The organism is Pedococcus sp. P2_F6, assembly GCF_056403675.1.
Genome location: NZ_JBFUEZ010000001.1, coordinates 846,381 through 870,476 on the forward strand (window position 1 = coordinate 846,381; position 24,096 = coordinate 870,476).

Here is a 24,096-nt window from a genome sequence, read left to right on the forward strand (position 1 = left end):
GCACCCGATTTATCTTGACGTCAAGATATCACGTCGGTCAGGCCTGTGCCTGATCCTGCTCCACGGGCGAGCGCAGCGAAAGTGCAAGCCCGTGCCGGCCGGCTTCCCGGCATCACGCACCGGCCCTCTCGAACAGGGCGATGCACTCGACGTGGTGGGTCATCGGGAAGGCGTCGAAGGCCCGGAGCTCGCCCAGTCGGTACCCCTCCTCAGCGAGGAATGCTGTGTCCCGCGCCAGCGCCGAGGGGTCGCAGGCGACGTAGGCGATCGCCCGGGGCCCCAGAGCCGCCACCTGGGCGGCGACGGCGCGGCCGGCTCCGGTGCGTGGCGGGTCGAGCACGACGAGGTCTGCGCGCAGAGGCAGCAAGGGGTGCCGCCGCAGCTTGCGCGAACGCTGTGCGCGGTTGCGCGCGGGGCCCGATCGGTGCGCCCGTGGCACACCGAACGCGTCGTCCACTCGCGCCCGCACCACGACCACCGACGGGTATGCCGCGAGGTTGCCCGCCGCCGAGGCCACGGCTTCGGTGTCGGACTCCACGGCGACGACCTTGCCCGACTCCCCCACGCGCTCGGCCAGGGCCGCCGCGAAGAGTCCCACCCCGGCATACAGGTCGAGTGCGGTCTCACCCGGCTGGGGGGCGAGCATGTCGGTCACGGTGTCGACGAAAGTCGCGGCCGCCCCTGGGTGGACCTGCCAGAAACCGCGAGCCGACACCTCGAAGCTGCCCGAGAAGCTTTGTGCTGCAACGCGCTCCGTGACGACTGGAGCATCCGCCTCACCGGAGGGGACGGGGACGACGACGGCCTCGCCCTCGGACGGTGCCGCGACGTCGACGGCCACCTCGCCGGACCAGTCCTTGGCCAGCACACCGGTCGCCAGGACGCGGGGGTCCGCGATGAGGCAGGACTCGACGGGAATGACATCGTGGGACCGGCTCCCCCTCAGCCCGGCCCGACCGGCGTCGTCGACGGCGAACTCCACCCGGGTGCGCCACCCGAGTCCGGCATCGTCGCCCGGCAGCGGATCGACGGCCACGTCGACGTCCCGCTTGGCGAGCCGGGAGAACTGCTCTCGGACGACAGCGGTCTTGAGCTCGCGCTGGTAGGAAAGCTCTGCGTGCTGGAAGTCGCAGCCGCCGCACAGTCCCGGCGCGGCATACCGACAGGGCGGGACGACCCGGTGCGGGCTGGCCTCGAGCACCTCGACGCAGTCGGCCCGCACGAAGCGCTGACCCTCGCGCGCCTCGGTGACCTGCGCGTGGACGCGCTCCCCCGGCAACGCGTGACGGACGAACACGACCCGGCCCTCGTGCCTGGCCACGCAGAAGCCGCCATGGGCCACAGGGCCGATGTCGAGCACCACGACGTCGCCGACGGCGAGGGCAGCTGGTGTGGTCGGAGGAGCGCTCACTGGCCGAGTCGGACCGAGCCCGCGGTCGGGCCGTCGAACCGCTCCTCTGCCCCCTGGGAGGAGGCCAGCTGCCACGGGACGCTGGCCACCATGACACCGGGTGTGAAGAGCAGCCGGCCCTTGAGCCGCAGGGCGCTCTGGTTGTGCAGCACCTGCTCGTACCACTTGCCCAGGACGTACTCCGGGATGTAGACGACGACCACGTCCCGCGGATGGCCGGACCGCAGGGACTTGACGTACTCGACGACAGGACGGGTGATCTCGCGATAGGGCGAGTCCAGTGCCTTGAGGGGCACAGGGATGTCGCGGCGGTCCCACTCCTCCTGCAGCGCCTTGGTCTCATCCGGCTCCACGTTGACCGTGATGGCCTCGAGCTTGGACGGCCGGGTGGCGCGGGCGTAGGCGAGCGCGCGCAGGGTGGGCTTGTGGATCTTGGAGACGAGGACGATCGCGTGCACGCGGCTCGGCAGCAGCTGGGCGTCGAGGTCGTCCTCGCTGAGGCGCAGCTCGTCGCGAACCCGCTCGTAGTGCTTGCGGATGCGCAGCATGATGAAGAAGATCACGATCATCGCGGCGATGGCGTAGCCCGCGCCGTGGACGAACTTGGTGAGCAGCACCACGACGAGGACCACCCCGGACATCGTGGCGCCGATCGCGTTGATCACCCTGCTCCGCATCATCTTGCGCCGCTCCGCGCCGTCGCGCTCCAGCCGCAGGTGCCGGTTCCAGTGCCGGATCATGCCCGTCTGGCTGAGGGTGAACGACACGAAGACACCGACGATGTAGAGCTGGATGAGCTTGGTGACCTCGGCGTGGTAGATGACGATGAGCAGCGCGGCGGCACCAGCCAGGATGAGGATGCCGTTGGAGAAGGCCAGCCGGTCGCCGCGGGTGTGCAGCTGGCGGGGCAGGTAGCCGTCCTTGGCGAGGATCGAGCCCAGCACCGGGAAGCCGTTGAAGGCCGTGTTGGCGGCCAGGATGAGGATCAGCCCCGCGACGATCGAGACGATGATCACGCCGGGGTGGAAGCCGGAGAACACCGCCTTGGACACCTGCCCCATGATCGTGTCCTGGACGTAGTCGGCGGGGACTGGCCGACCGTCCGGCTTCAGCAGCTGCGTGTGGGGGTCCTCGGCGAACTTGATGCCGGTCCACTTCGCCAGGACGAGCATCGACATCAACATGGTGATCGAGACCAGCCCCATCAGCAGCAGCGTGGTCGCGGCGTTCCGGGACTTGGGCTTCTTGAAGGCCGGAACGCCGTTGGAGATCGCCTCGACACCCGTGAGCGCCGCACAGCCCGAGGAGAAGGCCCTCAGGAGCAGGAACATCATGGCGAAGCTGCCCAGCGACGCGAAGCCCTTCTCCGGGGCGAGGGTCAGGCTGGCGCTCTCGGCTTGGGGCAGCGTCCCGCCGACCTCCCGGACCAGCCCGACGACGCCCATTCCGAGGACGCTCGCCATGAAGGCGTAGACCGGGATGGCGAACGCCTTGCCCGACTCGCGAACCCCACGCAGGTTCATGGCCGTCAGCAACGCGACCAGGCCGACCGCCACGATCACCTCGTGGCCGCGGATGAACGGCAGCGCGGCCGCGGCGTTCTGGACACCCGAGGAGATCGACACCGCCACCGTCAGCACGTAGTCGACCAGCAGCGCCGCGGCCACCGTCAGACCAGCCTTCGGCCCGAGGTTGGTGGTGGCCACCTCGTAGTCGCCACCACCCGAGGGGTAGGCGTGGACGTTCTGTCGGTAGGACGCGACCACGACCAGCATGACGCCGACCACGCACAGCCCGATCTGCCACGAGTGGGTCAGGGCGAGGAAGCCGCCTGCGAGTCCCAGGGTCAGGAAGATCTCGTCCGGCGCGTAGGCGACCGACGACAGCGCGTCGCTCGCGAAGATCGGGAGGGCGAGCCTCTTGGGGAGCAGCGTCTCGCCCAGACGGTCACTGCGCATCGCGCGTCCGACGAGCACGCGCTTGACGACACGTCCAGAGGTGGGCACGGCCAACACTCTAGGGCGCGCCATCCACGGCTGCGCGGCGCCCTGCGGACGCCGGAGGCCGCGGTGTAGCGTCGGCGTCGTGCACTTCGTCATCATGGGCTGCGGCCGAGTGGGCTCCTCCCTCGCGCTCAGCCTCGAGAGCCAGGGCCACGACGTCGCGATCATCGACCAGGAGGAGTCGGCCTTTCGTCGGCTGGGGTCCGCCTTCGAGGGTCGCAGGGTCACCGGCGTGGGGTTCGACCGGGACACCCTCCACGAAGCCGGGATCGCTGACGCCTACGCGTTCGCGGCTGTCTCGAGTGGTGACAACTCGAACATCCTCGCGGCCCGCGTGGCCCGCGAGACCTTCGGTGTCGAGCACGTGGTCGCGCGCATCTACGACCCCGGTCGCGCCGAGGTCTACCAGCGGCTCGGCATACCCACCGTGGCCACGGTGAAGTGGACGGCGGACCAGATGCTGCGCCGGCTGCTTCCCCAGGGACACGTCCCCGAGCTCGTCGACCCCTCCGGCAACGTCGTCATCGCAGAGGTGACGGTCAACCCCGCCTGGGTGGGCCACCGCATCAGTGAGCTCGAGGAGGCCACCGGCAGCCGAGCGGCCTACCTGACGCGGCTGGGTGCCGCGATCCTGCCGGGGACCGACAGCGTCTTCCAGGAGGGAGACCTCCTCCACCTCGCGAGCCTCGCGAGCGAGCTCGCCTCCGTCGAGCGCACCCTTGACTCACCGCCCCTCGTGACCGAGCACTGAGCCAGACCGAGCCGTAAGGAAGAAGCATGCGCGTCGTCATCGCCGGGGCAGGCAGCGTGGGCCGCTCGATCGCCCGCGAGCTCCTCCACAACGGCCACCAGGTGCTCCTCATGGACCGGGAGCGCAAGGACGTCCAGGCAAGCAAGATCCCGGATGCCAACTGGCTCCTCGCCGACGCCTGTGAGATCACGGCCCTGCACGAGGCCGGCCTGGCCGAGTGCGACGTGGTCGTCGCGGCGACCGGTGACGACAAGGTGAACCTCGTGGTCTCCTTGCTGGCCAAGACCGAGTTCGGTGTGCCGCGCACGGTCGCCCGCGTCAACAACCCCAAGAACGAGTGGATGTTCGACGAGGCCTGGGGTGTCGACGTCGCGGTGTCCACCCCACGCCTCATGACCGCGCTCGTCGAGGAGGCCGTCAGCGTCGGTGACCTCGTCCGCATCTTCCAGTTCCAGCAGGGCAAGGCCACGATGGTCGAGCTGACCCTGCCCCCCGAGAGCCCGTATGCCGGCAAGCGGGTCGGTGACGTGGCGTTCCCGGGAGAGACCGTGCTGGTCGGGATCATCCGCGAGGACCACCCCATCGCCCCCAGCAGGGACGACTCGCTCGAGCCGCACGACGAGCTGCTGTTCATCTCGACGCCCGAGTTCGAGGACGAGCTCGAGGCGATGCTCAGCCCGGGTCAGCGGGTCCCGCGCGGCGAGGAGTGACCTGAGCCCCCGCGCTCGGTCGCCCGGGTGCTCGGCCGGCTCAGGCTCGCAGCTCTGACTCGTCCGACGCGACGGGCTCCTGCGTCTCGGAGTCGTCCATCGTCCCGTCGTCGAGCTCTGGCGGCGTGTGTCCCTTGACCAGCAACAGGCCCATCACGCCGACGCCTGCCAGCCACAGGGGCCACCCGAGGACGACCTTCGCGACGCCCAGGAGGGCCACCTGCTCCGCCAGGTAGAGCGGCACCATGATGAGCAACCGCAGGACGAACAGGCCGACCAGGACCAGGGTCAGCCGCTGACAGACCCGGACCAGCCCGCGGTCGCGGTGCCAGCCGACCGGGTCGTCGGCCATCCGCGGGTCACCGGCGCCGACCATGAAGCCGACCAGCGGCCACCGGACCGCGACGGACACGGTCGCCACCGCGAGCATCACGGCATTCCAGATGATGCCGGGCAGGAAGGCATCCTGGGCGCGACCGCTGCGCAGGGCGAAGAAGGCCGCGATGGCCGTGGGGAACACGGCCGAGAGGACGTACTGGAGGCTCTGCCGCTGCACGATCCGCACCACGGCAAGGACCACGGTCACCACCACCGAGGCGACGATGGCCGTCGTCAGGTCCTGGCGCCACACCCACAGGACGACGAAGGCCACAGTGGGCAGGGCCGTCTCCACGGAGCCGCGCCAACCACCCAGGGCGGTCGACAGGCGATGGCGGATGAGCTCCTCGACGGTGGCGCCGGAGCTCAGTTCAGTGGGCACGCAGCGGGACGATCTCGTAGGAGGGGTTGAAGATCGTGGGGATGCCGCGGCTGTAGGTCACCCGTCCGTGGGCGCGCAGGTAGGTGCCCGGCTGGATGCCTCCGATGGTCCGCCGCCCCAGCCAGATGAGGTTGATGGTGCGGCTGCCGTCGTAGAGGTCGATCACCAGCGCAGGGACGTTGACGCGGGGGCGCAGGGTCACCGCACGTACCGTGCCCGACACGGTCGCCTCCTGGCGGTCCAACAGGTCGGACATGGGGGTGCAGCCCATCCGGGCGGCATCCTCCTTGAGCTCGTCGGCCTCGATCTGGGTGACCGACTTGGTGAGCCGCTCCCCGAGCCGGGACAACGCCGACTTGCGGCCGTGCGCAGGATGCTGCGCGACGGTGCTGGGCTGTTTGGTGGCCATGATGTGTCCTACCTGACCTCGGTGATCTCGGGACCCCGTTCGAAGGGCTTGAGGTCGTCGACGTGTCCGGATGCCCGCTGCGCGTCGGCACTGTCGACGTCGGCCGGCGAACCACCGGCCTGGGCACCGTCGACCTCAGGCACCTCGATCTGCTCAGGAAGCTTGAGCAACAGCATCTCGCGGGGCGCCATCGCGGCGTCGCCACGGACGACGACGGTGCTCCGCACGACCTCCAGCAGGGGCGCCGCCGCCTCGTCCTCGATGGCGGCACGGCCGGAGAAGACCGCCCGCAGGAACCATCGGGGTCCATCCACCCCGGCGAAACGGGCTGGGGCGAAGACGGTGCGCCCGTCAGGCCCGGCAGAGGGCATTCTGGTGCGCAGCTCCGTGCCGAACGGACCGCGGGCCTCGTCTGCGGTGCCGCCCTGGGCCAGGATCGACTCGGCGATCTCGGCGCGGATGTCGTCCCAGATGCCCAACGTCTTGGGCGCGGCGAAGGCCTGGATCTGGACCGCGGAGTCACCGATGACGGCAGTGGCGCCGACCACCTGGTTGGCCGCCTCGTCGACCTCCAGACGCAGTTCCATGCCCGGGACCCCCTGGATGCGCAGGGCACCGAGGTCCAGCCGTCCGTCGCCGTCGACGTCGACCTCCGTGGAGTCGAACGGCCCCTGGGCCCCGGGCCGCTCGACCGTGTCGACGGAGTCGTCAACGGTCGCGTCGACCGGTTCCTCCACCGTCTCGTCGACGGGCTGGTCAAGGTCCTCCACGTCAGCCGCGTCGGTGTTCTTGCCTCGTCGGAAAATGCCCACTGGTGTGTCAGTCCTTCGTTGTCTGGGTGTGGTCGCCGAAGCCGCCACTGGCACCGTGTCCAGTGTCGCCCCGTGAGGTGGCTTCGAGCGAATCAACCTCGAGGAACTCCACCCGCGCGACCTGCTGGACCACCAGCTGGGCGATGCGGTCGCCACGACGGACCGTGAAGGCGTCACGCGGGTCGAGGTTGATCAGGTTGACGAGAATCTCGCCCCGGTAGCCCGCATCGACCGTGCCCGGGGCGTTCACGATGCTGATCCCGTGCTTGGCCGCCAGGCCGGAGCGGGGGTGGACGAGGCCGACCCAGCCGTCCGGGATCGCCAGTGCCACCCCGGTGGGGACCAGGCTGCGCTCCCCCGGCTCGAGGGTGAGGTCGGCGGCGGCGCACAGGTCCGCTCCTGCATCGCCGGGGTGGGCGTAGGACGGAAGTGGCAGCCCGGCGTCGAGGCGGCGCACGCCGACCGGGACCGTCGACGGGGGAACGAGAGAAGGGCCAGTCACGTGGACTGACCCTATCTCGGCACCGATCGTCCCCGTGTCACGGATCGTGTCACCCGGGGGGCGGCTCACGGTGTCACCGCTCACCTACGCGGCGCACTCCCGGCACACCATCTGGCCGCCGGACTCGGAAGCGAGCTGGCTGCGGTGGTGCACGAGGAAGCACCGTGAGCAGGTGAACTCGTCGTACTGGCGCGGAATGACCCGCACCGAGAGCTCTTCACCGGACAGGTCCGCACCAGGCAGCTCGAAGCCCTCGGCCTGCTCGGTCTCGTCGACGTCCACGCTGGACGCGCTCTTGTCGACGCGGCGGGACTTCAACTCCTCGATCGAGTCCTCGGACAGCTCGTCGTCGGTCTTGCGCGGCGCGTCGTAGTCAGTCGCCATGGTCGCTGTCGCTCTCCCTGTTGTGTCGGTGATCTGTGTCTCCCCGTGCATCGGAAAGACGAGTCGCCGGTGTTAACGCTGGTGCCTGCGGTTTTGTGCCCACCGCAGGCGGGGATTGTGCCCTATCCGGGGCGCCACGTCACCATCGGGTCCAGATTCGGCCCTCCAGTGCCTCTCGCGACCCCTGCGGGACGTGCCAAGCCGCGGCCAAGCGCAGGTCTGGGTTCACCCAAGATTCACCTAGATCGGGCAGCCCCAACTCCCACGAATGCCGGGTGTACCCGTAGAGTCCTCACCTCCGGCCCGGCCGACCCGACTCGTGAAATGACGAAGAGAGGGGTGCACGATGACCGAGTTCCACACCGAGATCACCCAGCGCGCCGCCCGCGCAGCACAGTCCCTGCGCACAGCCCAGGAGTCCGGCGACGACTACCTCGCCACCGTCCGTGAAGCCGAGCTCGAGAGCCTGGCCCGCCTCGCGGACGAGCACGGCCTGCGCATCCCCGAGCTCACCAACTACAGCGCAGCCTGACCAGCTGTCAGGCCCTCCAGGGCACTCCGGGGGCTAGCCGCCGGTGACCTCGGAGCCGGCCAGCTCGGTCGCGCGCAGCACCACCTCGTGCAGCTCGGTATGCAGCGTGGCCGCCGCGGCGACCACCATCGCCTCGCTGGGTGGTTCGGAGCCGAGGCCCGAGAACACGCCTCCGGCCTCGGTGAGCACCAGCCACGCCGCGGCCATGTCCCACGGGTTGAGCCCCCGCTCGTAGTAGCCGTCCAGGCCCCCCGCGGCGACCGAGCAGATGTCGAGCGCGGCACTTCCGATCCGGCGGATGTCGCGGATCTGCGGCAGGACCTCGAGCAGCACGCGGGCCTGCCAGTCGCGACGCAACGGGTCGTAGCCGAAACCCGTGCCGACGAGGGCGTGACCGAGCTGGGGCGGGTTACCGATCTCCAGTCGGGTCCCCGTCGAGTCGCCCACCCGAAGCCACGACCCCGCGCCGACCCGGGCGTGGAACAGCTCACCGGTCACCGGGTTGACGACAGCCCCGGCCACCGGTCGCCACGCCCCCGGCGTGGTCGGGTCACCGACGACGGCGGCCACGGACACGGCATACGAAGGGATGCCGTAGAGGTAGTTGACCGTGCCGTCGATGGGGTCGACCACCCAGGTGATCTCCGAGCGGCCATCGGTGCCGCCCTCCTCCTCGCCGAGGAAACCGTCCTGGGGCCGGGCGTCGTGCAGCCGGGAGCGCAACAGGTCCTGAGCCCGCTGGTCCATGATCGTGACGACGTCGGTGGCTGTGCTCTTGGTCTTGGCGACGCTGAGGTTGGCGGGACGTTCGTCGACGACGAGTCGCCCCGCCTCCAGGCACACCTCGACGGCAAGGCGCTCGAGGGCCTCGAGGATCGCGGCGTCCGGTGCGTGGAGGCCCATGGTCAGTCCCGCCCGCACAGGGCCGGCCTGGGGTCGCGCAGGTTGGGGCAGCACCCCGGGGCACAGGTGGACGGCATCGCCTCGCGACCGGGCCACACGGGTGTCGCCGGCTCCTCGCCGCGCGCCTGGGCGGCTCTCTCCAGGACGAGGTCGACCAGTCCTGACACGAACTCCGCATCGACACCCACCGTGGGCACACGCACGAGGCGCAGCCCGAGCCGCTGCGCCGTGGCGGCAGCCTCGGTGTCGAGGTCGTAGACGACCTCCATGTGGTCGGAGACGAAGCCGATGGGCGCCACCACCACCACGGTGGCCCCGTCCTGTGCCAGCTCCTCGAGGCGGTCGTTGACGTCCGGCTCGAGCCAGGGCTGCGTCGGGGGGCCTGATCGGGAGCAGAAGACGAGCTCCCCGGTGAGGTCGGTGTCGAGGGTCGCGTTGACCTCGTCGGCGATGGCGGCCCCGAGGGCGAGGTGCTGTCGGCTGTAGGCGTTGCCCTCGGAGTCACCTGGTCCGGAGGTGTCGTCCATCGCAGTTGGGATCGAGTGGGTGACGAACAGCAACCGGATCCCGGCAGCCGGCGTTCCGTCGCGCAGGACAGCGCGCACTGCCTCGGTGACCAGCCGGGTGTTCGCGCGGGCGAAGCCCGGGTGGTTGGAGTAGGGGCGGACCTTGTCCAGCTCGATCGTCATGCCTAGGTCGGCCACCGTCTGCTGCGCGGCAGCCAGGTCCTCGCGGTACTGCCGGCAGGACGAGTAGGACGAGTAGGCACTGGTGACGACGGTGACCAGGCGCCGCAGGCCCTGGTCGTGCGCCTGCGCCAGTGCCTCTGCCGTGAAGGGGGTGAAGTTGCGGTTGCCCCAGACGATCGGGGTGTCGATCTCGCGCCGGTCCAGCTCGGCGCGCAACGCGGCCAGCAGCGCTCGGTTCTGGTCGTTGATGGGGCTGCGGCCGCCGAAGCCGTAGTAGTGCTCCCCGACCTCCTCGAGCCGCTCGTCCGGGATGTTCTTGCCTGCGGTCACCGTTCGCAGGAACGGCAGCACGTCCTCGGGCTTCTCCGGTCCACCGAAGGACAGCAGGAGGATGCCGTCGTAGGGCTCGAGGGGTCCTGGGTCAGTGGTCACGTCAGGCAGCCGTTCATGTGTGGTCTCCAGTGCGAAGGGGCTTGGGGGCGTGGACGTCGAGGACGACCGCCACCATCCGCATACCGAAGACGAGGGCGACACACCCCCAGATGACGAACGGGTTGATGGCGTCGAAGTGGTGGGCCGTGACGATGAGGACCGAGCCGAGCAGGGCCGGCAGCGCGTACATCTCGCGACGCAGCACCTCCGGCACCTGGCCGGCCAGCACGTCGCGGACGATGCCCCCGCCCACCGCGGTGATGCCTCCGACGAAGACGGAGGTGAGCGGGTCCATTCCCGCACCCAGCGCCTTGAGCGAGCCGCCGATGGCGAACACCGCCAGTCCGGCTGCGTCGAGCACCCGGACGAAGCGCGAGATCCGTTCCACGCCCGGGTGGTAGAGGAACGTCACGAGCCCGGCGACCAGCGCGGACGTGAGGAGTCGCCAGTCAGAGATGCCCACCGGCGGCAGCGCGCCGATGAGGATGTCGCGCATGACGCCGCCCCCGAGGGCTGCGGCACCGGCCAGGACGAGCACGCCGAAGAGGTCGAGGCGCTTCTTCACCGCCACCAGGCCGCCGGACAGCGCGAAGGCGAACACCCCGACGAGGTCGAGTGCCAGTTGGAGGTGTGCGTCGAAGGTCAGCATCGCGAGGTCAAAACTACCGTTGCGGCGTGGGCGCTTTCGCCTCGACCTCGGGGATGGCAGAGTCAGCAGCACGGTGCCCGATCCACGAGCGAGGGCGATACGGGAGACCACGCCGATACTGGAGACGATGGCAATGCGGGATTTGCGGCTGATCGGAGTGCAGGATGACGGCCAGCACCTGTTGCTGTCCGACTCCGAGGGGGAACACTTCCGTGTCCAGCTCGACGAACCACTGCGCGCAGCTGCTCGTCGCGACCGGCCTCGGCTGGGTCAGCTGCAGATCGAGATCGACGGAGGCATGCGTCCCCGCGAGGTCCAGGCACTGATCCGAGGTGGCCTGTCGGCCGAGGAGGTCGCGGGACGGTCCGGCTGGCCGGTCGAGAAGGTGCGCCGCTACGAGGGCCCGATCCTGGCCGAACGTGAGTACGTCGCCGGCTTGGCCCGCGCCGTGCGACTGCGCGGGCGCAGCGCGAGCGGTGCCAGTGCACCGACCCTGTCCGCCCGGGTGAGCCAGCGGCTGTCCGGACGAGGGGTCGACCCCGGCGCGGCGGAGTGGGACGCGGCTCGCAGCACCGAAGGCGACTGGACCGTCATCCTCACCTTTCCCGCCGGTGGCCGCGAGCGGCAGGCCCGCTGGTCCTTCGACGTGCCGGCGCGTACCGTCGCGGCCGTTGACGACGAGGCCCGTTGGCTCAGCGAGGAGGACGCCTCCGGGACCACCTCCCCGCTCCCGGCTCCCCACCTCGTGTCCGCACCGGTCCGCACGACGACCGTCTACGACGTCGAGGCCGAAGGCGGCGTCGGGTCGGCCCGCCACCCGGCCCCCCGCGGTGGGTCGTCCTCCTCCACCGACGAACCGCTGGACCTGATGTCGGCCATGCGTGAGCGTGCCTCGCACCGTGGCCGGCCCCGTCGACGGAAGAACCCCCCGACCCACACCCCCGTCGACGATGCACCCCGCCACGACGCCCTCCCCCTCGAGGACCTCGCCTACGACCCGGAGTCGATGCCGCCGCCGCCGGGAGCCAAGGGTCCGCACCCCCTCGACGACCCGGACAGCGCGATCGGCGACGACGTGCTGCCGGCTGTCGTCCCGTCGGAGGCGGACAGGGGGCCCGAGCTGGGCGAGGGGCCCGAAGCGAACGCGCGCGGCGACCTGGACGTCGACGCCGAGCCCGAGGTCGAGGCACCGCGTGAGCGCGCCGAGGCACACCATGACCATGACCACGACCAGGACCAGGACGAAGCGCGGGAGGACCGGGCACCCCGCAAGGCAGCCGCCGGGGCTGCCGGGGCCTCCAAGAGGCCCGCTCGCCGCAGCGTCCCCAGCTGGGACGACGTCATGTTCGGGGCCAAGCCGCGCGACTGAGGGCGTGGTCCGGGAACAGCGTTCAGCCCTGCGGGAGCGGCACTCAGCCCTGCGGGACCGGGCAGACGTCGAGGTCGAACGGCAGGACGTCGGGTGAGGCCGCAGCCGCACGGGCGGCGGCCGAGTTCATCCGGCGCATGAAGTGGCGGCGGCAGAGCACCTCGTACTCGACGAGGGTCTCGCTGCCGGGCTTGGTGTCGCCGACGACGACCTGCTCGCCCTCGACCACCATCACGCCGTCCACCACGCGGGCGTTGTGGGTGGCACGACGGCCGCACCAGCACAGGGCCTGCACCTGGAGCACCTGGACCTGGTCGGCGAGCTCGATCATCCTGCGCGACCCCGGGAACAGCTGGGTGCGGAAGTCGGCCGTGATGCCGAAGGCGAACACGTCGATGCCCATCTCGTCGACGAGCTTCGCGAGCTGCTCGACCTGCGCAGGGGTGTAGAACTGCACCTCGTCGCAGATGAGGTAGTCGACGCGCAGCCCGCTCGTGGCCTGCTCGACCACCGCATCCCAGAAGTCGAGGTCGTCACTGACCTCGTGGGCGGCCGTGGACAGCCCGAGCCGCGAGGACAGCACGTCCGTCCCGGCGCGGTCGAGCTTGGTGTAGATCAGGCCGGACCTGCCGCGGGCCTGGTGGTTGTGGTCCATCTGGAGGGCAAGGGTCGACTTGCCGCAGTCCATGGTCCCGGAGAAGAAGACGAGCTCAGCCACGAGAGGACACCTTAGGCGTTGTCGCGCGCTGCGACATGGAACAACGGCACGGCGGACTCCTCGGGCGTCAGCGAGCCGTGCAGCCCGAGCAGCGCCAGGAGCTGTGGCCTGGCGCGACGCGAGTCGACGATGGCGAAGTTGTCCCGCATCGCCACGACCAGGTCGCCGATGCGTGGCCGGTTCACGTCGCTGACCGGCCCGAACCAGCCCTCTCGGGTTGCCTCCTCGCGCGTCCGGATCCAGGCGCGCTCCCCCACCCGGGCCGCCCAGGTCTGGGCGACGTCAGCGGCCGCCCCGTCCTCGCAGTAGAGCTGGAGGGCGCGTGGCTCGCCACCCACGTGCCGGATGCCGGCGGCCAGCTCTTCGTCGTGCGCCAGGTCGATCCGGAGGGCGTGGGGGGCGTCCACCATGCCGTGGTCCGCGGTGATGTACACGGCCGTGTCGCTGGGCACCGATCGCACCAGCCGACCGAGCTCGGCGTCGATGGCCTCCAGCTCGTCACCCCATTCCCAGGACTGGCAGCCGAACACGTGGCCGACCTTGTCGAGCTCGCCCCAGTAGAGGTACACCAGCCCACGGGCGCTGGAGCGCACGGCTTCGAGCGAGGCGTCCACACGGTCCGCGAGCGTGTCAGCCGCTCGAAACCTCCCGCCGCGCAACGCCGCTCGCGTCAGGCCCGAACCGTCGAAGAAGCCCGGCCCGACCCGGGTGACCGACACCCCGGCCGCCTCGGCGACCTCGAACACGGTCTCCTGTGGCTGCCACGTGAGCGGGTCGGGACCGTCCTCCCAGGAGAGCTCGTTGACCAGCCGGTCCTCACCGGGCACCAGGACTTCGTACCCGAGCAGCCCGTGCGACCCCGGGGGCAGGCCGGTGCCGAACGTCCCCATCGACGTCGCCGTCGTGGCCGGGAAGCCGGCCGTGATGCGGTATGCCGCGGGCAGCAGCGAGCGCAGGAAGGGAGCGTGTCCGCCGCGTCGCCTGATCAGCTCGTAGCCGAGGCCGTCGACGAGGACGACGATTGCGCGACGCGCCTCCGGCAGCGCGAGGTGGGCCTGGTCGGCATACCTGCGGACACCGAGGCTCGCGGCAACGGCGGGCAGCACACCGGCCAGCCCGGACTCGTCGTAGTGGGGTGGGAGCAGTCCCGCGTGTGGCATCGGCTAGGGCATCGCCTTGGGCCGGACCTCGGGAGGGAGGGGCACGTCAGCTGCCGATGCTCGCCGACAGCTCCCGGGCGAAGCTGAGGGCCTGCTGCAGGGCCGGCTCGCCCTCGGCGTCGGCGCTGATCCGCAGCGAGATGTCGTCGGAGGCGACGCTGCCCTCATAGCCGTGGTCGGCCTCGCAGTCCGGGTCGGCGCAGGTGGCCGGCATCAGGTCGATGCGGCTCACGGCGCCCCAACCCAGCGTGAGCGTGATCTCACGGCCCAGGGATCCGGGCTGGTACTCCTGGGGGCGGGCCACCACGTGGGTGATCATCACCCCGCGCACGGCCGACAACGGGACACTCTCGGTCGTGGCCGTGGCGACGTCCTCGTGGCCCGGGCGTTCGTCGGTGTGGTCGTCTGCGTGCGCGATCACCAGCCTCGAGGTGGTGAGGGCGAGCACGGTGATGTGGCGACGAACCACGTCGTGGTCGAACGTCGTCTCCTGGTGGACCAGGTGGGACACCACCTCCTCGCCACCCAGGGCAGCGTGGACGACGTCCGCCACCAGGGCCGGGTAGTAGCCGGCCCGCTCGATCGCCCGCGTGAGGTCGACGGGTAGCGGTGCCGGCGGTACGGAAGCGCCGTTGGAGGCGGCGCCCTGTGCAGCGGCACCCGGTGAGGCGGCGCTCTGTGAGCCGGCATTCTGGGGTGAGGTGGAGCCCATGGGTGCCATCTTGCCCTAGGGAGGCGCACCGCGCTCCGGCCAGGTCGCGAGTCAGCCTGTCTAGGTGAGGGTGCGACGCCCCGGGTCCTTGCGGCGCGGGGTCGGTGCCACGGTGACCTCGGCGTCGAGCACGTCGACGCCCCCGACCTGCGCATTGACGGGGTTCAGGACGAGGCTGGACACCTCGGGCAGGTTGTCAGCGAGCACCGACACGCGAGCGATGAGGTCGGCCAGGGCGGCGCGGTGCACGGGGGCGGCACCGCGGTGGCCGTGCAGCATCGGTGAGGCCTTGACCGACGAGATCAGGTCGGACACGTCCACGTCGGTCAGCGGCGGGATGCGATGACCGATGTCCCCTAGCAGCTCGGTCGGCGGACCGGCGATGCTGAACGAGACGACCGGACCGAACAACGGGTCCTCGTCGGTCCGAACCACGCACGACACGCCAGGCGTGGCCATCCGTTGCACGACGAAGGAGTTGGCCGACATCGGGGCCAGCCGCTCGTTGAGCCCGTCGAAGGCCTCGCGCAGCTGCGCCTCGGTGCGAAGGTCGACCCGGATACCGCTCAGTCCCGGCGAGTGGCGCATGAGCGGTGCGACCGACTTGATGACGACCGGATAGCCGATCAACCCCGCCGCGGCGACGGCATCGTCGACCGTGCGAGCGGGCACGCTGCCCCACACCTCGATCCCGTAGGCGGCCAGGAGCTCGGTGACCTCCTGGAGGGTGAGCCGTCGGCCTTCGGGTGACTCTTCGAGGATGCGTTCGACGAGGAGCTCTGCGGCCTCGCGGTCGATACCCGCCGGACTGACCGCTACGCCGCGGTCGCGTGCCCGCCACTCGGCATACCTCGTCGCGGCGGCGAGGGCGCGGACGGCGTCCTCGGGCATCGCGTAGGCGGGTACGACTGTGGGCCGCCCGTCAATGGCGTTGCCGGACAGTCTCTCGAGAACACCGCGCATGCCGAGAAACGTTGCCAGACAGGGCTTTTCGTTCTTCATTGATGCGTCGCGAACCGCCGTGGCAACGTCCTCGTCGGGAGTCACCAGCGGTGGGATGAAGCAGGTGAGGACGCTGTCGACCTCCGGGTCGGCGAACGCATCGGCGAGAGCCTCCGCGAACTGCTCGCCACGGGCCTCGCTCGGCAACGACACCGGGCCGTGGGCGACGTCGAGCCCCCAGCTGATGCAGGCCTCTGCGGTCAGCGCCCCGAGGGCATCGGAGTTGCCGACGATGGCCACCCGGTTGCCTCGCGGCAGCGGTTGGTGGGCGACGAGCTGGGCCACGTCGAACATCTGGTGGACGTTCTCCACCCGGATCACCCCCGCTTGGCGCAGCATCGCGTCGAAGGCCTCGGGGCGGACCCTCGTCGAGCCGGCCCGATGCCCGGGCGGGACGCCGTAGGACGAGACGCCGGACTTCACCACGATGACCGGCTTGGTCGAGGCCAGCCGCCGGGCGATGCGGGAGAACTTGCGCGGGTTGCCCATCGACTCGAGGTACAGGCCCACCACGTCCGTGCTCTGGTCGTCGATCCAGTACTGCATGAAGTCGTTGCCCGAGACGTCGACCCGGTTGCCGGCGGAGGCGAACACCGAGATGCCGAGCCCTCGGCGGGCGGCGGAGGCGAGGACCGCGATCCCGAGGGCACCGCTCTGGGCGAACAGTCCCAACCGACCGGATGGCGGCAGCTCGGGAGCCAGCGAGGCGTTGAGCCGGACCGCCGGGTCGTTGTTGATCACGCCGAACGAGTTGGGTCCCAGCACCCGCATGCCCGACTCCCGGGCAGCGGCCAGGAGCTGGGACTGCAGCTCCTCCCCCTGCGGGCCGGACTCGGCGAACCCGGCACTGACGACCAGCAGGGTCTTGACCCCCGCCTCGGCGCAGTCGGCGACGACGTCGAGCACCTCCCCGGCAGGAACGGCGACGATCGCGAGGTCGACCTCGTCCGGGATGTCGGACACCCGCGCGTGGGCGGGGAGCCCGAGGACCTCCATCGCCTCGCGGTTGACGGCGTGGACGACGCCGTTGAAGCCGGCCGACATCAGGTTGGTGAGGATGTGGTGACCGATCGAGTCGGACCGGCGGCTGGCCCCGACCACGGCGATGGAGTCGGGGAACAGCGCCGAGCGCATGCTCACCGACTCGGCCCGGTGCTCGCGCGAGAGCCGGACGGCCTCGGAGCGTTCGGTGGGCTGGATCTTGAAGGTCAGGGAGACGACACCGTCCGCGAAGTGGCGGCTGACCTCGTAGCCGGCATCCGAGAACACCGAGATCATCTTGCGGTTCTGCGGCAGCACCTCGGCGGTGAACTCCTCAACCCCTGCCTCCCAGGCGATGACTGCGAGGTGCTCGAGCAGCACCGAGCCGATCCCCTTGCCCTGGTAGAGATCGGAGATGTTGAAGGCCACCTCGGCGCTTGTCGGGGTGATCCGGTCGTAGCGGCCGATGCCGATGATCTCGCCACGGACGGTGGCCACCAGGGCCACGCGGTCGTGGTAGTCGACGTTGGTGAACCGGGTGACGTCGCGGTCACTGAGCTGGCGCAGCGGCGCGAAGAAGCGCATGTAGATCGACTCGTCGGACTGGCCGGCGTGGAACCGGTGGACGGCGTCGACGTCGCTCGGGGTGATCGGCCGCAGGTGGGCCACGGACCCGTCCCGCAGGACGACGTCGGCCTCCCACTCTGCCGGATAGCCGGCTGGAAGCGCCGAGGCCTCACTCATGGCGAAAGCATGTCATGCCGTGGATGGGCCATGACGGGGCGGACCGAACTCGCGGTTACCTGCGCAGGGAGACGGTCTCGAAGGTCGCGCCCGAGTTGCCGCTCTTCCAGTACTCCAGCCCGCCCGTGATGGCGTAGACCAGGCCACCACCTGCCGCTCCGGCCCACGTGGGTGACCCCACTGTGCCGAGCCTGACAGGAGTCCAGGTCACGCCGCCGTCTCCGCTGGTGAGCAGGGAGGTGGACTCGTCCGCCACTCCGGCGCTGGAGGGCAGTCCCTGGCGAACCGCCACGAGGTGCGTGGCATCGGTCGCGGTCAGCCAGATGCCGGCCATGGACGGTCGCCCCAGACCGGGGGCCGGGCGGGTGCTCCAGGTGGCACCGTGGTCGCCGGAGACAGCGAGGGCATACTCCTCCGCCGGCTTCATGGCCGAAGGGCAGACGCCGAGGAGCGTGCCCCGGGTGTTGGCCGTTGCGAAGACCCACAGTCCTTGGGCGTCGGCACACCCCTTCGGCAACGGCAGCACTCCGAGGTTCCCGGTGAGACGCATCGCCCGACCGGTCACCGTCGGGGTGGTCGTGGTGACGTTGTAGTAGGCGTCGGACCCGTCCATCGTGATCCATGCGTTCTCCCCGGCCACCGGCATCCCGGAGAACTGCACCGGCACCGTGCCGGTCGTCCCGATGGACCCGGTGCGCGGCTGGAGGCCCACGCAGCCACGCGGGTCGGTGACGGCGCCGTGCTGACAGGATCGGGCGGTGACCATCCAGACCTGCGTGCCGTCCGTCTCCAGCGAGAGGACAGTGCGGCCGCGGACGTCGACGTCGGTCCAGCTGCGGCCACCGTCAGCGGTGCGCAGGGTCTTGCTGCCGTAGACGTAGCCCACCCTGTCGTTGGCGAACCGGATCCCGACCAGCTGGTTGGCGCGATCGGGGGTGGTCCGCGCACCGGGTGTCGTGAGCGTCTCGAAGGAGGCCCGGGTCGTCCACGTGGCCCCGTCGTCGTCGGAAGCGATGACGGCGGTGCACTCACCCTTGGGACAGGTCGCCGATCCCAGGGCGTAGAGGTGCTTGCCGCCGGCATTGGACATCGACACGATGCCGAACGACTTCGGGGCAGGCTGGGAGGTCGGGCCGACCGGCGTGCTGGGGGCGCCGGACGACCCCTGCGACGGCGGCGGCACCACGACCGACGGCCGCACGGTCTCGGAGACCGTGACGGTCGACACGGGCGAGGTGCTGCTGGCGGTGTCGGCTGCCTGGTCGGTGCCCGGTCCTCGTCCCGTGCCCCAGACGACACCACCGACCAGGACGACTGCGGCGGCACCCGCGAGGTAGGGCATCAGGTGGCGACGGCGGGGCCGGGAGGCCTCGACGACGATCGCCTCCCAGCGGTCGGTCCCCGCAGGCAGCTCCCGGATGTCGGCGCGCTCCCGTGCGAAGAAGTCCGCGACGGGGTCGCGCTGCTCCCCGGCGCCGGGCAGGTCGGACAGGTCGGGGCTCATCGAATCTCTCCCAGCATCTTCGCCATCCGCTGGCGCGCGTCGAACAGGTCTCGCTTGATCGTTCCCTCGGACTTGTCGAGCTGCCGGGCCACGGTGGCCACGGGCAGGTCGGCGAAGTAGTGCAGCATCACGGCCACCCGCAGCCGGTCCGGCAGTGCCTCGACGGCATCCCGGACGGTCAGCCTGGTGGCGTGGTCGGCGTCGGTCGTGAAGTCGTCGCGACCAGCCTCGTGACGTTGGTAGGCGACGGCCTCGCGCCCCCGCTTGCGCCAGTGGTCGCGCACCAGGTTGGCAGTGACGGTGTAGAGCCAGGGCCTCGGGTCGTCCACCCGGTCGAACTCACGGAACAGCTTGAGGAAGGCCTCGGTCGCCAGGTCGTGGGCCAGGTCGGTGTCGCCGACCAGCTTGGCGGTCCACCCGGCGAGGCGTGCGTAGTGCACGTCGTAGATCTCACGAACGGACGCTTCCACGTCCACGCGGTCTCGCGCCGGCACTGCCACCCCTCCCGTGAGTGCCACCGCGGCCATGGTCGTCATGCCTCGTGGACGCCGCAGGACGGCCCCGGGTTGGCAGTGCTCGGGCGGTGGGTTCGTCGGCCAGTCTTGCAGCCGCCTGTGCGGGTCCCCCGACCGCCACGGCGGATCCCCACGACAGGATGGGCCCATGGAGTTCGCAGAGGTGATCCGGCGGCGCCGCATGGTCCGGCGGTTCGACCCGGACCGACCGGTCACGCCCACCGCCCTGGAGGCGGTCCTGTATGCCGCGCAGCGGGCTCCCAGCGCCGGTTTCAGCCAGGGCTGGGACTTCGTCGTCCTCGCCGAGGACCAGGACCGGCGCCGGTTCTGGGACGCCACCCGTGACCCGGACCTGCCGCCCGGCGCGCCCCCGGACGGCTGGTTGGCAGGGGTGTCGTCCGCTCCGATCCTCGTGCTGTGCCTCTCCGACCCCGACACCTACCTCGACCGGTATGCCGAGCCCGACAAGGGCTGGACCGACCGGGACCCGACCAGGTGGCCGGTGCCCTACTGGGATGTCGACACGGGCATGGCGGCCATGCTCATGTTGCTCGCCGCCGTCGACCAGGGCCTCGGGGCCCTGTTCTTCGGCATCCCTCCGGCGCGGCACGAAGCGGTCCGGCGGGCCCACGGCATACCGGAGAACCGGCGGCTGGTGGGCGTCGTGGCCCTCGGCCACGAGCTGCGCCGCACCGAGGGCTCCAGCCGGACCCGGCCGCGCCGCGAGGTGGCCGAGGTCGTGCACTGGGGGCACTTCGGCGGCGAGTCGGGGGCAGGCCCCGTCTAGGCGTGGGACAAGATTGGGGGGTTCCCCGCGCCGTGCGGGGACGATCGCAAGGAGATGCACACACGCATGGCCCGCAAGACCCCGCCAGCGCCCGCCGACGAGAGCTTTGTCGAGCGGATCGTCGACATCGACGTCGAGGAGGAGATGCAGGGGGCGTTCCTCGAGTACGCCTACTCGGTCATCTACTCCCGCGCCCTGCCCGATGCACGCGACGGCCTCAAGCCGGTGCAGCGCCGCATCCTCTACTCCATGTCCGAGATGGGGCTGCGCCCCGAGCGCGGCCACGTGAAGTCCTCTCGCGTCGTCGGCGACGTGATGGGCAAGTACCACCCCCACGGCGACACGGCGATCTACGACGCCCTCGTCCGGATGGCCCAGCCGTTCACGATGCGCCTCCCGCTGGTCGACGGGCACGGAAACTTCGGCTCACTCGACGACGGCCCGGCCGCGTCGCGCTACACGGAGGCACGGCTCGCGCCGGCCGCGATGCTGATGTCCACCGGCCTCGACGAGGAGACCGTCGAGTTCATCCCCAACTACGACGACCAGCTGCTCCAGCCCGAGGTGCTCCCCGCCGCGTTCCCCAACCTGCTCGTCAACGGGGCCAGCGGAATCGCCGTCGGCATGGCGACCAACATGGCGCCGCACAACCTCGTCGAGGTCATCGGTGCGGCTCGCCACCTCATCGCGAACCCCACCTGCTCCCTCGACGACCTGATGCGGTTCGTCCCCGGTCCGGACCTGCCGCAGGGTGGCCGCATCATCGGGCTCGACGGCATCCGTGACGCTTACCTCGGCGGGCGCGGCAGCTTCCGCACCCGCGCGACGACCCGGGTCGAGAAGACCTCGCCGCGCCGGATGGGCATCGTCGTCACCGAGCTGCCCTACCTCGTCGGCCCCGAGAAGGTCATCGAGAAGATCAAGGACGCAGTCCAGTCCAAGAAGCTCCAGGGCATCTCGGACGTCAAGGACCTCACCGACCGCAAGCACGGCCTGCGGCTGGTCATCGAGGTCAAGAACGGCTTCAACCCCGACGCGGTCCTCGAGCAGCTCTACAAGCTCACTCCGATGGAGGACTCCTTCTCCATCAACAACGTCGCTCTGGTCAACGGGCAGCCAAAGACGTTGGGGCTCAAGGACTTGCTGCGGGTCTACGTCGACTTCCGCACCGACGTCGTGCGCCGCCGGACCGAGTACCGACTGAACAAGTACAAGGACCGGCTGCACCTCGTCGAGGGGCTGCTCATCGCGATCCTCGACATCGACGAGGTCATCCAGGTGATCCGCACGTCGGACGACGCGGCGGCCGCGCGCGCCCGGCTGATGGACGTCTTCGACCTGTCGGAGGCCCAGGCCAACTACATCCTCGAGCTCCAGCTACGCCGGCTCACCAAGTTCAGCCGCCTCGAGCTCGACAAGGAGAAGACCGAGCTCGAGCGGCTCATCGAGGAGCTCGAGCTGATCCTCGGCGACGAGAAGCTCCTGCTCAAGACGGTGTCGAACGAGCTCGCGGACGTCGCGAAGACGCACGGGACCCCGCGCCGCACGGTGCTGCTGGAGTCGGCGGGTGTGCCGGCCGCCACCAGCACGCCCCTCGAGGTCGCTGACGACCCCTGTTGGGTGCTGCTGTCGTCCACCGGCCTGTTGGCGCGCACCGGCTCTGCCGACCCCCTGCCCGTCGACGCCTCGCGCAGCAAGCACGACGCGCTCGTCGGTGCGGTCCGCACGACGGCCCGCGGCGAGGTCGGGCTGGTCACCTCCCGTGGCCGGCTCGTGCGACTCTCGGCCCTGGAGCTGCCCACCCTGCCGCCGACCAACGGCGCCCCCAGCCTGTCAGGGGGCGCGCCACTCGCTGCCTACGTCGACCTCCCGGCAGGCGAGGAGCCCCTCGCCCTCGTCTCGGTGTCGCCCGACTCCGCCGGGATCGCCCTCGGCACGGCTCAGGGCGTCGTCAAGCGGGTGACGACGGACTATCCGGCGCGGGCTGACTTCGAGTTGATCTCGCTCAAGGACGGTGACGAGGTCGTCGGCGCAGTCGAGCTGTCCTCCGGGACAGAGGATCTCGTGTTCATCACCTCGGACGCCCAGCTGTTGAGGTTCGGTGCCGCCGTCGTGCGACCCCAGGGGCGTCCGGCTGGAGGCATGGCCGGCATCAAGCTCGCCGCCGGTCAGCGCGTCGCGTTCTTCGGCGCCGTCCCCGAGGGCACCGACGCCATCGTGGTCACGTCGTCGGGTTCGTCCGGGGCGCTGCCCGGCACCGAACCCGGTTCCATCAAGGTGACCCCCTACACCGAGTACCCGGCCAAGGGCCGCGCCACCGGTGGCGTGCGCTGCCACCGCTTCCTCAAGGGTGAGGACACGCTCGTCCTGGCCTGGGCGGGCGCCCTGCCCGCACGGGCCGCAGCAGCCAACGGCGTGGCGCTGGACCTGCCGGACGCGACGGGTCGACGAGACGGCTCCGGCGTCCCTGCGACGACAGCCATCGCCCGCATCGCCGGGCCGCCACTGTCGTGACCTCCAGCCACCCCACCCATGCCACCCCCGCGCCGGACGCCTGCTCGGTCGGCTTCGACCAGGCAGACATCAGCGCCTACGGCACGGCAGCCCGGGCGACCTTCTTCGTCGCACTGGAACAGCCCGGACCCTGGGGTCGGGATGCCGCAACACAGTCACATCTGCCTGCAGGAGTGGGCAGTTCGCTGTCCAAGGCCTGCGCCGACCGGGGTGGTCGACCGTCCCTCATCCGGCGCCCCGGACGGCACGCCGACGACCCGCACGGCGGCGCGCACACGGCATACCTCGCTTGGTCGGGCAGCATGCCCTGGCTGTTGCGCGTGACGGTCACCGACCCCGTCGCGCTGCTCGAGCTGGACCTCGACGCCCTCGCGAGAGGTGACCGTGACGCCGTCCTTGCCACCGCGCCCGGGGCCGAGCCCGCCGAGCCGATCCTGCTGATCTGCACCAACGGACGTCGCGACGTCTGCTGCGCCGTCCGAGGGCGCCCCGTCGCCCTCGAGGCGGCAGACGGCCACCCGGGGCGTGTGTGGGAGGCGTCGCACACCGGTGGCCACCGATTCGCCCCCACGGGCGTCCTGCTCCCCCACGGAGCGACGCTGGCCCGACTCGACGGCGACCTGAGCGGCCAGCTGCTCGAGCTGGCCGCCTCCGACCACCTGCCGGAGGGAGTCCTGGGGCCCCGGCACGACCGGGGACGCAGTGCGTTGACCGCTGCGGAGCAGGCCGCTGAGTCGCACGTCAGGCTCGAGTCCGGCATCACCGACCTCACCGCTCTCACGGTGTCCCGCGCCGCCCCCGCGGACCTCGGAGTGGACGCCCGGCCGGGCGGCGCGCACCCGGGTGCCGACGTGTATGCCGTGCGGCACCGGGACGGGCGCACGTGGCAGGTCGCCCTCGAACGCCGCCCCCACGACGATCTGCCCGAATCGTGCGGAAAGGGCCCTGTCCACGTCGTGGACTGGGTGGGCCGGTTGCTCGGCTGAGGATCGGGACAAGTCCGACGCGTCACACCAAGGTCTCCTGCGAGTTACCCAATCGTTACCGCGACCCGTGCATCTTCGGATTGCGGCGACGGAGCGTAAACGTTTACATGAGACCGGTTCACCTCAGCGCAGAGGCAGTCCGCCTCGGCGCTACGCG

The 24,096-nt window shown here is 70.6% G+C and carries 23 protein-coding genes; 7 read left to right on the forward strand and 16 right to left on the reverse strand.

The genetic code is table 11. From position 1 onward, the window contains the following. Positions 1–112: 112 nt before the first annotated feature. Both AC1DWP_RS04025 and AC1DWP_RS04030 read right to left on the reverse strand, forming a co-directional pair. Entirely contained in the window at positions 113–1,411 is a 1,299-nt protein-coding gene (locus AC1DWP_RS04025) for a class I SAM-dependent RNA methyltransferase (RefSeq protein ID WP_477613149.1), read from the reverse strand. Continuing rightward, the gene (locus tag AC1DWP_RS04030) at positions 1,408–3,441 is read right to left on the reverse strand and encodes an APC family permease (RefSeq protein ID WP_477613150.1); all 2,034 of its coding nucleotides are present in this window, start codon (positions 3,439–3,441) and stop codon (positions 1,408–1,410) included. Before AC1DWP_RS04030 ends, AC1DWP_RS04025 begins: the two co-directional genes overlap by 4 nt. 55 nt (positions 3,442–3,496) lie before the next feature. Between AC1DWP_RS04030 and AC1DWP_RS04035 the strand changes: the two genes are divergently transcribed. Beyond that, positions 3,497–4,165, forward strand: coding sequence for a potassium channel family protein (locus AC1DWP_RS04035; RefSeq protein ID WP_477613151.1), 669 nt, complete (start codon positions 3,497–3,499; stop codon positions 4,163–4,165). A gap of 26 nt (positions 4,166–4,191) precedes the next feature. Then, a complete protein-coding gene (locus AC1DWP_RS04040; RefSeq protein WP_477613152.1) occupies positions 4,192–4,875 on the forward strand; it encodes a potassium channel family protein in 684 nt (227 codons plus the stop codon). Positions 4,876–4,915: 40 nt separating this feature from the next. Here AC1DWP_RS04040 and AC1DWP_RS04045 read toward each other — a convergent pair whose 3' ends face one another. From AC1DWP_RS04045 to AC1DWP_RS04065, 5 genes are all read right to left on the reverse strand, one after another. Further along, positions 4,916–5,635 carry a DUF3159 domain-containing protein gene (locus tag AC1DWP_RS04045; RefSeq protein ID WP_477613153.1) on the reverse strand — a complete coding sequence of 240 codons (720 nt, stop codon included), beginning with the start codon at positions 5,633–5,635 and terminating at the stop codon, positions 4,916–4,918. After that, complete coding sequence (locus tag AC1DWP_RS04050) at positions 5,625–6,044, reverse strand: OB-fold nucleic acid binding domain-containing protein (protein WP_477613154.1); 420 nt, start codon at positions 6,042–6,044, stop codon at positions 5,625–5,627. The genes AC1DWP_RS04045 and AC1DWP_RS04050 overlap by 11 nt, the downstream gene beginning before the upstream one ends. Before the next feature lie 8 nt (positions 6,045–6,052). Beyond that, a complete protein-coding gene (locus AC1DWP_RS04055; protein WP_477613155.1) occupies positions 6,053–6,814 on the reverse strand; it encodes a DUF3710 domain-containing protein in 762 nt (253 codons plus the stop codon). Between the two features lie 49 nt (positions 6,815–6,863). Then, a complete protein-coding gene (dut, locus tag AC1DWP_RS04060; RefSeq protein WP_477613156.1) occupies positions 6,864–7,358 on the reverse strand; it encodes a dUTP diphosphatase in 495 nt (164 codons plus the stop codon). An 84-nt stretch (positions 7,359–7,442) separates the two neighbouring features. Next, complete coding sequence (locus AC1DWP_RS04065) at positions 7,443–7,742, reverse strand: DUF4193 domain-containing protein (RefSeq protein ID WP_056920802.1); 300 nt, start codon at positions 7,740–7,742, stop codon at positions 7,443–7,445. A 346-nt stretch (positions 7,743–8,088) separates the two neighbouring features. Here AC1DWP_RS04065 and AC1DWP_RS04070 point away from each other — a divergent pair, with 346 nt between their 5' ends. After that, positions 8,089–8,274, forward strand: a complete 186-nt coding sequence (locus tag AC1DWP_RS04070; RefSeq protein ID WP_477613157.1) for a hypothetical protein — start codon at positions 8,089–8,091, stop codon at positions 8,272–8,274. A gap of 33 nt (positions 8,275–8,307) precedes the next feature. Here AC1DWP_RS04070 and AC1DWP_RS04075 read toward each other — a convergent pair whose 3' ends face one another. The 3 genes from AC1DWP_RS04075 to AC1DWP_RS04085 are packed head-to-tail and all read right to left on the reverse strand — an operon-like array spanning position 8,308 to position 10,947. After that, positions 8,308–9,195 (reverse strand): inositol monophosphatase family protein, encoded by an 888-nt coding sequence (locus tag AC1DWP_RS04075; protein ID WP_477613158.1) that lies wholly within the window; start codon positions 9,193–9,195, stop codon positions 8,308–8,310. Next, entirely contained in the window at positions 9,180–10,307 is a 1,128-nt protein-coding gene (locus AC1DWP_RS04080) for a ferrochelatase (protein ID WP_477613431.1), read from the reverse strand. The genes AC1DWP_RS04075 and AC1DWP_RS04080 overlap by 16 nt, the downstream gene beginning before the upstream one ends. Before the next feature lie 4 nt (positions 10,308–10,311). Beyond that, the gene (locus tag AC1DWP_RS04085) at positions 10,312–10,947 is read right to left on the reverse strand and encodes a trimeric intracellular cation channel family protein (RefSeq protein ID WP_477613159.1); all 636 of its coding nucleotides are present in this window, start codon (positions 10,945–10,947) and stop codon (positions 10,312–10,314) included. A gap of 127 nt (positions 10,948–11,074) precedes the next feature. On the opposite strand from AC1DWP_RS04085, the gene sepH reads away from it, so the two are divergent. Continuing rightward, positions 11,075–12,316: a septation protein SepH gene (gene sepH / locus AC1DWP_RS04090; protein WP_477613160.1), complete on the forward strand. Its 1,242-nt coding sequence runs from the start codon at positions 11,075–11,077 to the stop codon at positions 12,314–12,316. A 43-nt stretch (positions 12,317–12,359) separates the two neighbouring features. Here sepH and AC1DWP_RS04095 read toward each other — a convergent pair whose 3' ends face one another. The 6 genes from AC1DWP_RS04095 to AC1DWP_RS04120 are packed head-to-tail and all read right to left on the reverse strand — an operon-like array spanning position 12,360 to position 19,673. Further along, positions 12,360–13,034, reverse strand: coding sequence for a thymidine kinase (locus AC1DWP_RS04095; protein ID WP_477613161.1), 675 nt, complete (start codon positions 13,032–13,034; stop codon positions 12,360–12,362). 11 nt (positions 13,035–13,045) lie between these two features. Then, the gene (locus AC1DWP_RS04100) at positions 13,046–14,194 is read right to left on the reverse strand and encodes an alkaline phosphatase family protein (RefSeq protein ID WP_477613162.1); all 1,149 of its coding nucleotides are present in this window, start codon (positions 14,192–14,194) and stop codon (positions 13,046–13,048) included. A 46-nt stretch (positions 14,195–14,240) separates the two neighbouring features. Continuing rightward, the gene (locus AC1DWP_RS04105; RefSeq protein WP_477613163.1) at positions 14,241–14,906 is read right to left on the reverse strand and encodes a DUF5998 family protein; all 666 of its coding nucleotides are present in this window, start codon (positions 14,904–14,906) and stop codon (positions 14,241–14,243) included. A gap of 60 nt (positions 14,907–14,966) precedes the next feature. Further along, the gene (locus AC1DWP_RS04110) at positions 14,967–17,633 is read right to left on the reverse strand and encodes a bifunctional acetate--CoA ligase family protein/GNAT family N-acetyltransferase (protein WP_477613164.1); all 2,667 of its coding nucleotides are present in this window, start codon (positions 17,631–17,633) and stop codon (positions 14,967–14,969) included. 55 nt (positions 17,634–17,688) lie between these two features. Then, positions 17,689–19,137 carry a beta propeller repeat protein gene (locus tag AC1DWP_RS04115; protein ID WP_477613165.1) on the reverse strand — a complete coding sequence of 483 codons (1,449 nt, stop codon included), beginning with the start codon at positions 19,135–19,137 and terminating at the stop codon, positions 17,689–17,691. Next, positions 19,134–19,673, reverse strand: a complete 540-nt coding sequence (locus AC1DWP_RS04120; protein WP_477613166.1) for an RNA polymerase sigma factor — start codon at positions 19,671–19,673, stop codon at positions 19,134–19,136. Before AC1DWP_RS04120 ends, AC1DWP_RS04115 begins: the two co-directional genes overlap by 4 nt. 127 nt (positions 19,674–19,800) lie before the next feature. On the opposite strand from AC1DWP_RS04120, the gene AC1DWP_RS04125 reads away from it, so the two are divergent. From AC1DWP_RS04125 to AC1DWP_RS04135, 3 genes are all read left to right on the forward strand, one after another. After that, positions 19,801–20,439: a nitroreductase family protein gene (locus AC1DWP_RS04125; RefSeq protein WP_477613167.1), complete on the forward strand. Its 639-nt coding sequence runs from the start codon at positions 19,801–19,803 to the stop codon at positions 20,437–20,439. 66 nt (positions 20,440–20,505) lie between these two features. Continuing rightward, entirely contained in the window at positions 20,506–22,953 is a 2,448-nt protein-coding gene (locus AC1DWP_RS04130; RefSeq protein ID WP_477613432.1) for a DNA gyrase/topoisomerase IV subunit A, read from the forward strand. Beyond that, a complete protein-coding gene (locus tag AC1DWP_RS04135) occupies positions 22,950–23,939 on the forward strand; it encodes a sucrase ferredoxin (RefSeq protein ID WP_477613168.1) in 990 nt (329 codons plus the stop codon). The genes AC1DWP_RS04130 and AC1DWP_RS04135 overlap by 4 nt, the downstream gene beginning before the upstream one ends. Positions 23,940–24,096: the final 157 nt, after the last annotated feature.

What these genes read in the sequence shown, in the direction of transcription:
- AC1DWP_RS04030 (WP_477613150.1), bottom strand. Translation starts at nt 3,441, where the DNA reads ATGGCGCGCCCTAGAGTGTTGGCCGTGCCCACCTCTGGACGTGTCGTC.
- AC1DWP_RS04040 (WP_477613152.1), top strand. Translation starts at nt 4,192, where the DNA reads ATGCGCGTCGTCATCGCCGGGGCAGGCAGCGTGGGCCGCTCGATCGCC.
- AC1DWP_RS04050 (WP_477613154.1), bottom strand. Translation starts at nt 6,044, where the DNA reads ATGGCCACCAAACAGCCCAGCACCGTCGCGCAGCATCCTGCGCACGGC.
- AC1DWP_RS04065 (WP_056920802.1), bottom strand. Translation starts at nt 7,742, where the DNA reads ATGGCGACTGACTACGACGCGCCGCGCAAGACCGACGACGAGCTGTCC.
- AC1DWP_RS04070 (WP_477613157.1), top strand. Translation starts at nt 8,089, where the DNA reads ATGACCGAGTTCCACACCGAGATCACCCAGCGCGCCGCCCGCGCAGCA.
- AC1DWP_RS04085 (WP_477613159.1), bottom strand. Translation starts at nt 10,947, where the DNA reads ATGCTGACCTTCGACGCACACCTCCAACTGGCACTCGACCTCGTCGGG.
- sepH (WP_477613160.1), top strand. Translation starts at nt 11,075, where the DNA reads ATGGCAATGCGGGATTTGCGGCTGATCGGAGTGCAGGATGACGGCCAG.
- AC1DWP_RS04100 (WP_477613162.1), bottom strand. Translation starts at nt 14,194, where the DNA reads ATGCCACACGCGGGACTGCTCCCACCCCACTACGACGAGTCCGGGCTG.
- AC1DWP_RS04105 (WP_477613163.1), bottom strand. Translation starts at nt 14,906, where the DNA reads ATGGGCTCCACCTCACCCCAGAATGCCGGCTCACAGAGCGCCGCCTCA.
- AC1DWP_RS04110 (WP_477613164.1), bottom strand. Translation starts at nt 17,633, where the DNA reads ATGAGTGAGGCCTCGGCGCTTCCAGCCGGCTATCCGGCAGAGTGGGAG.
- AC1DWP_RS04115 (WP_477613165.1), bottom strand. Translation starts at nt 19,137, where the DNA reads ATGAGCCCCGACCTGTCCGACCTGCCCGGCGCCGGGGAGCAGCGCGAC.
- AC1DWP_RS04120 (WP_477613166.1), bottom strand. Translation starts at nt 19,673, where the DNA reads ATGACGACCATGGCCGCGGTGGCACTCACGGGAGGGGTGGCAGTGCCG.
- AC1DWP_RS04125 (WP_477613167.1), top strand. Translation starts at nt 19,801, where the DNA reads ATGGAGTTCGCAGAGGTGATCCGGCGGCGCCGCATGGTCCGGCGGTTC.
- AC1DWP_RS04130 (WP_477613432.1), top strand. Translation starts at nt 20,506, where the DNA reads ATGGCCCGCAAGACCCCGCCAGCGCCCGCCGACGAGAGCTTTGTCGAG.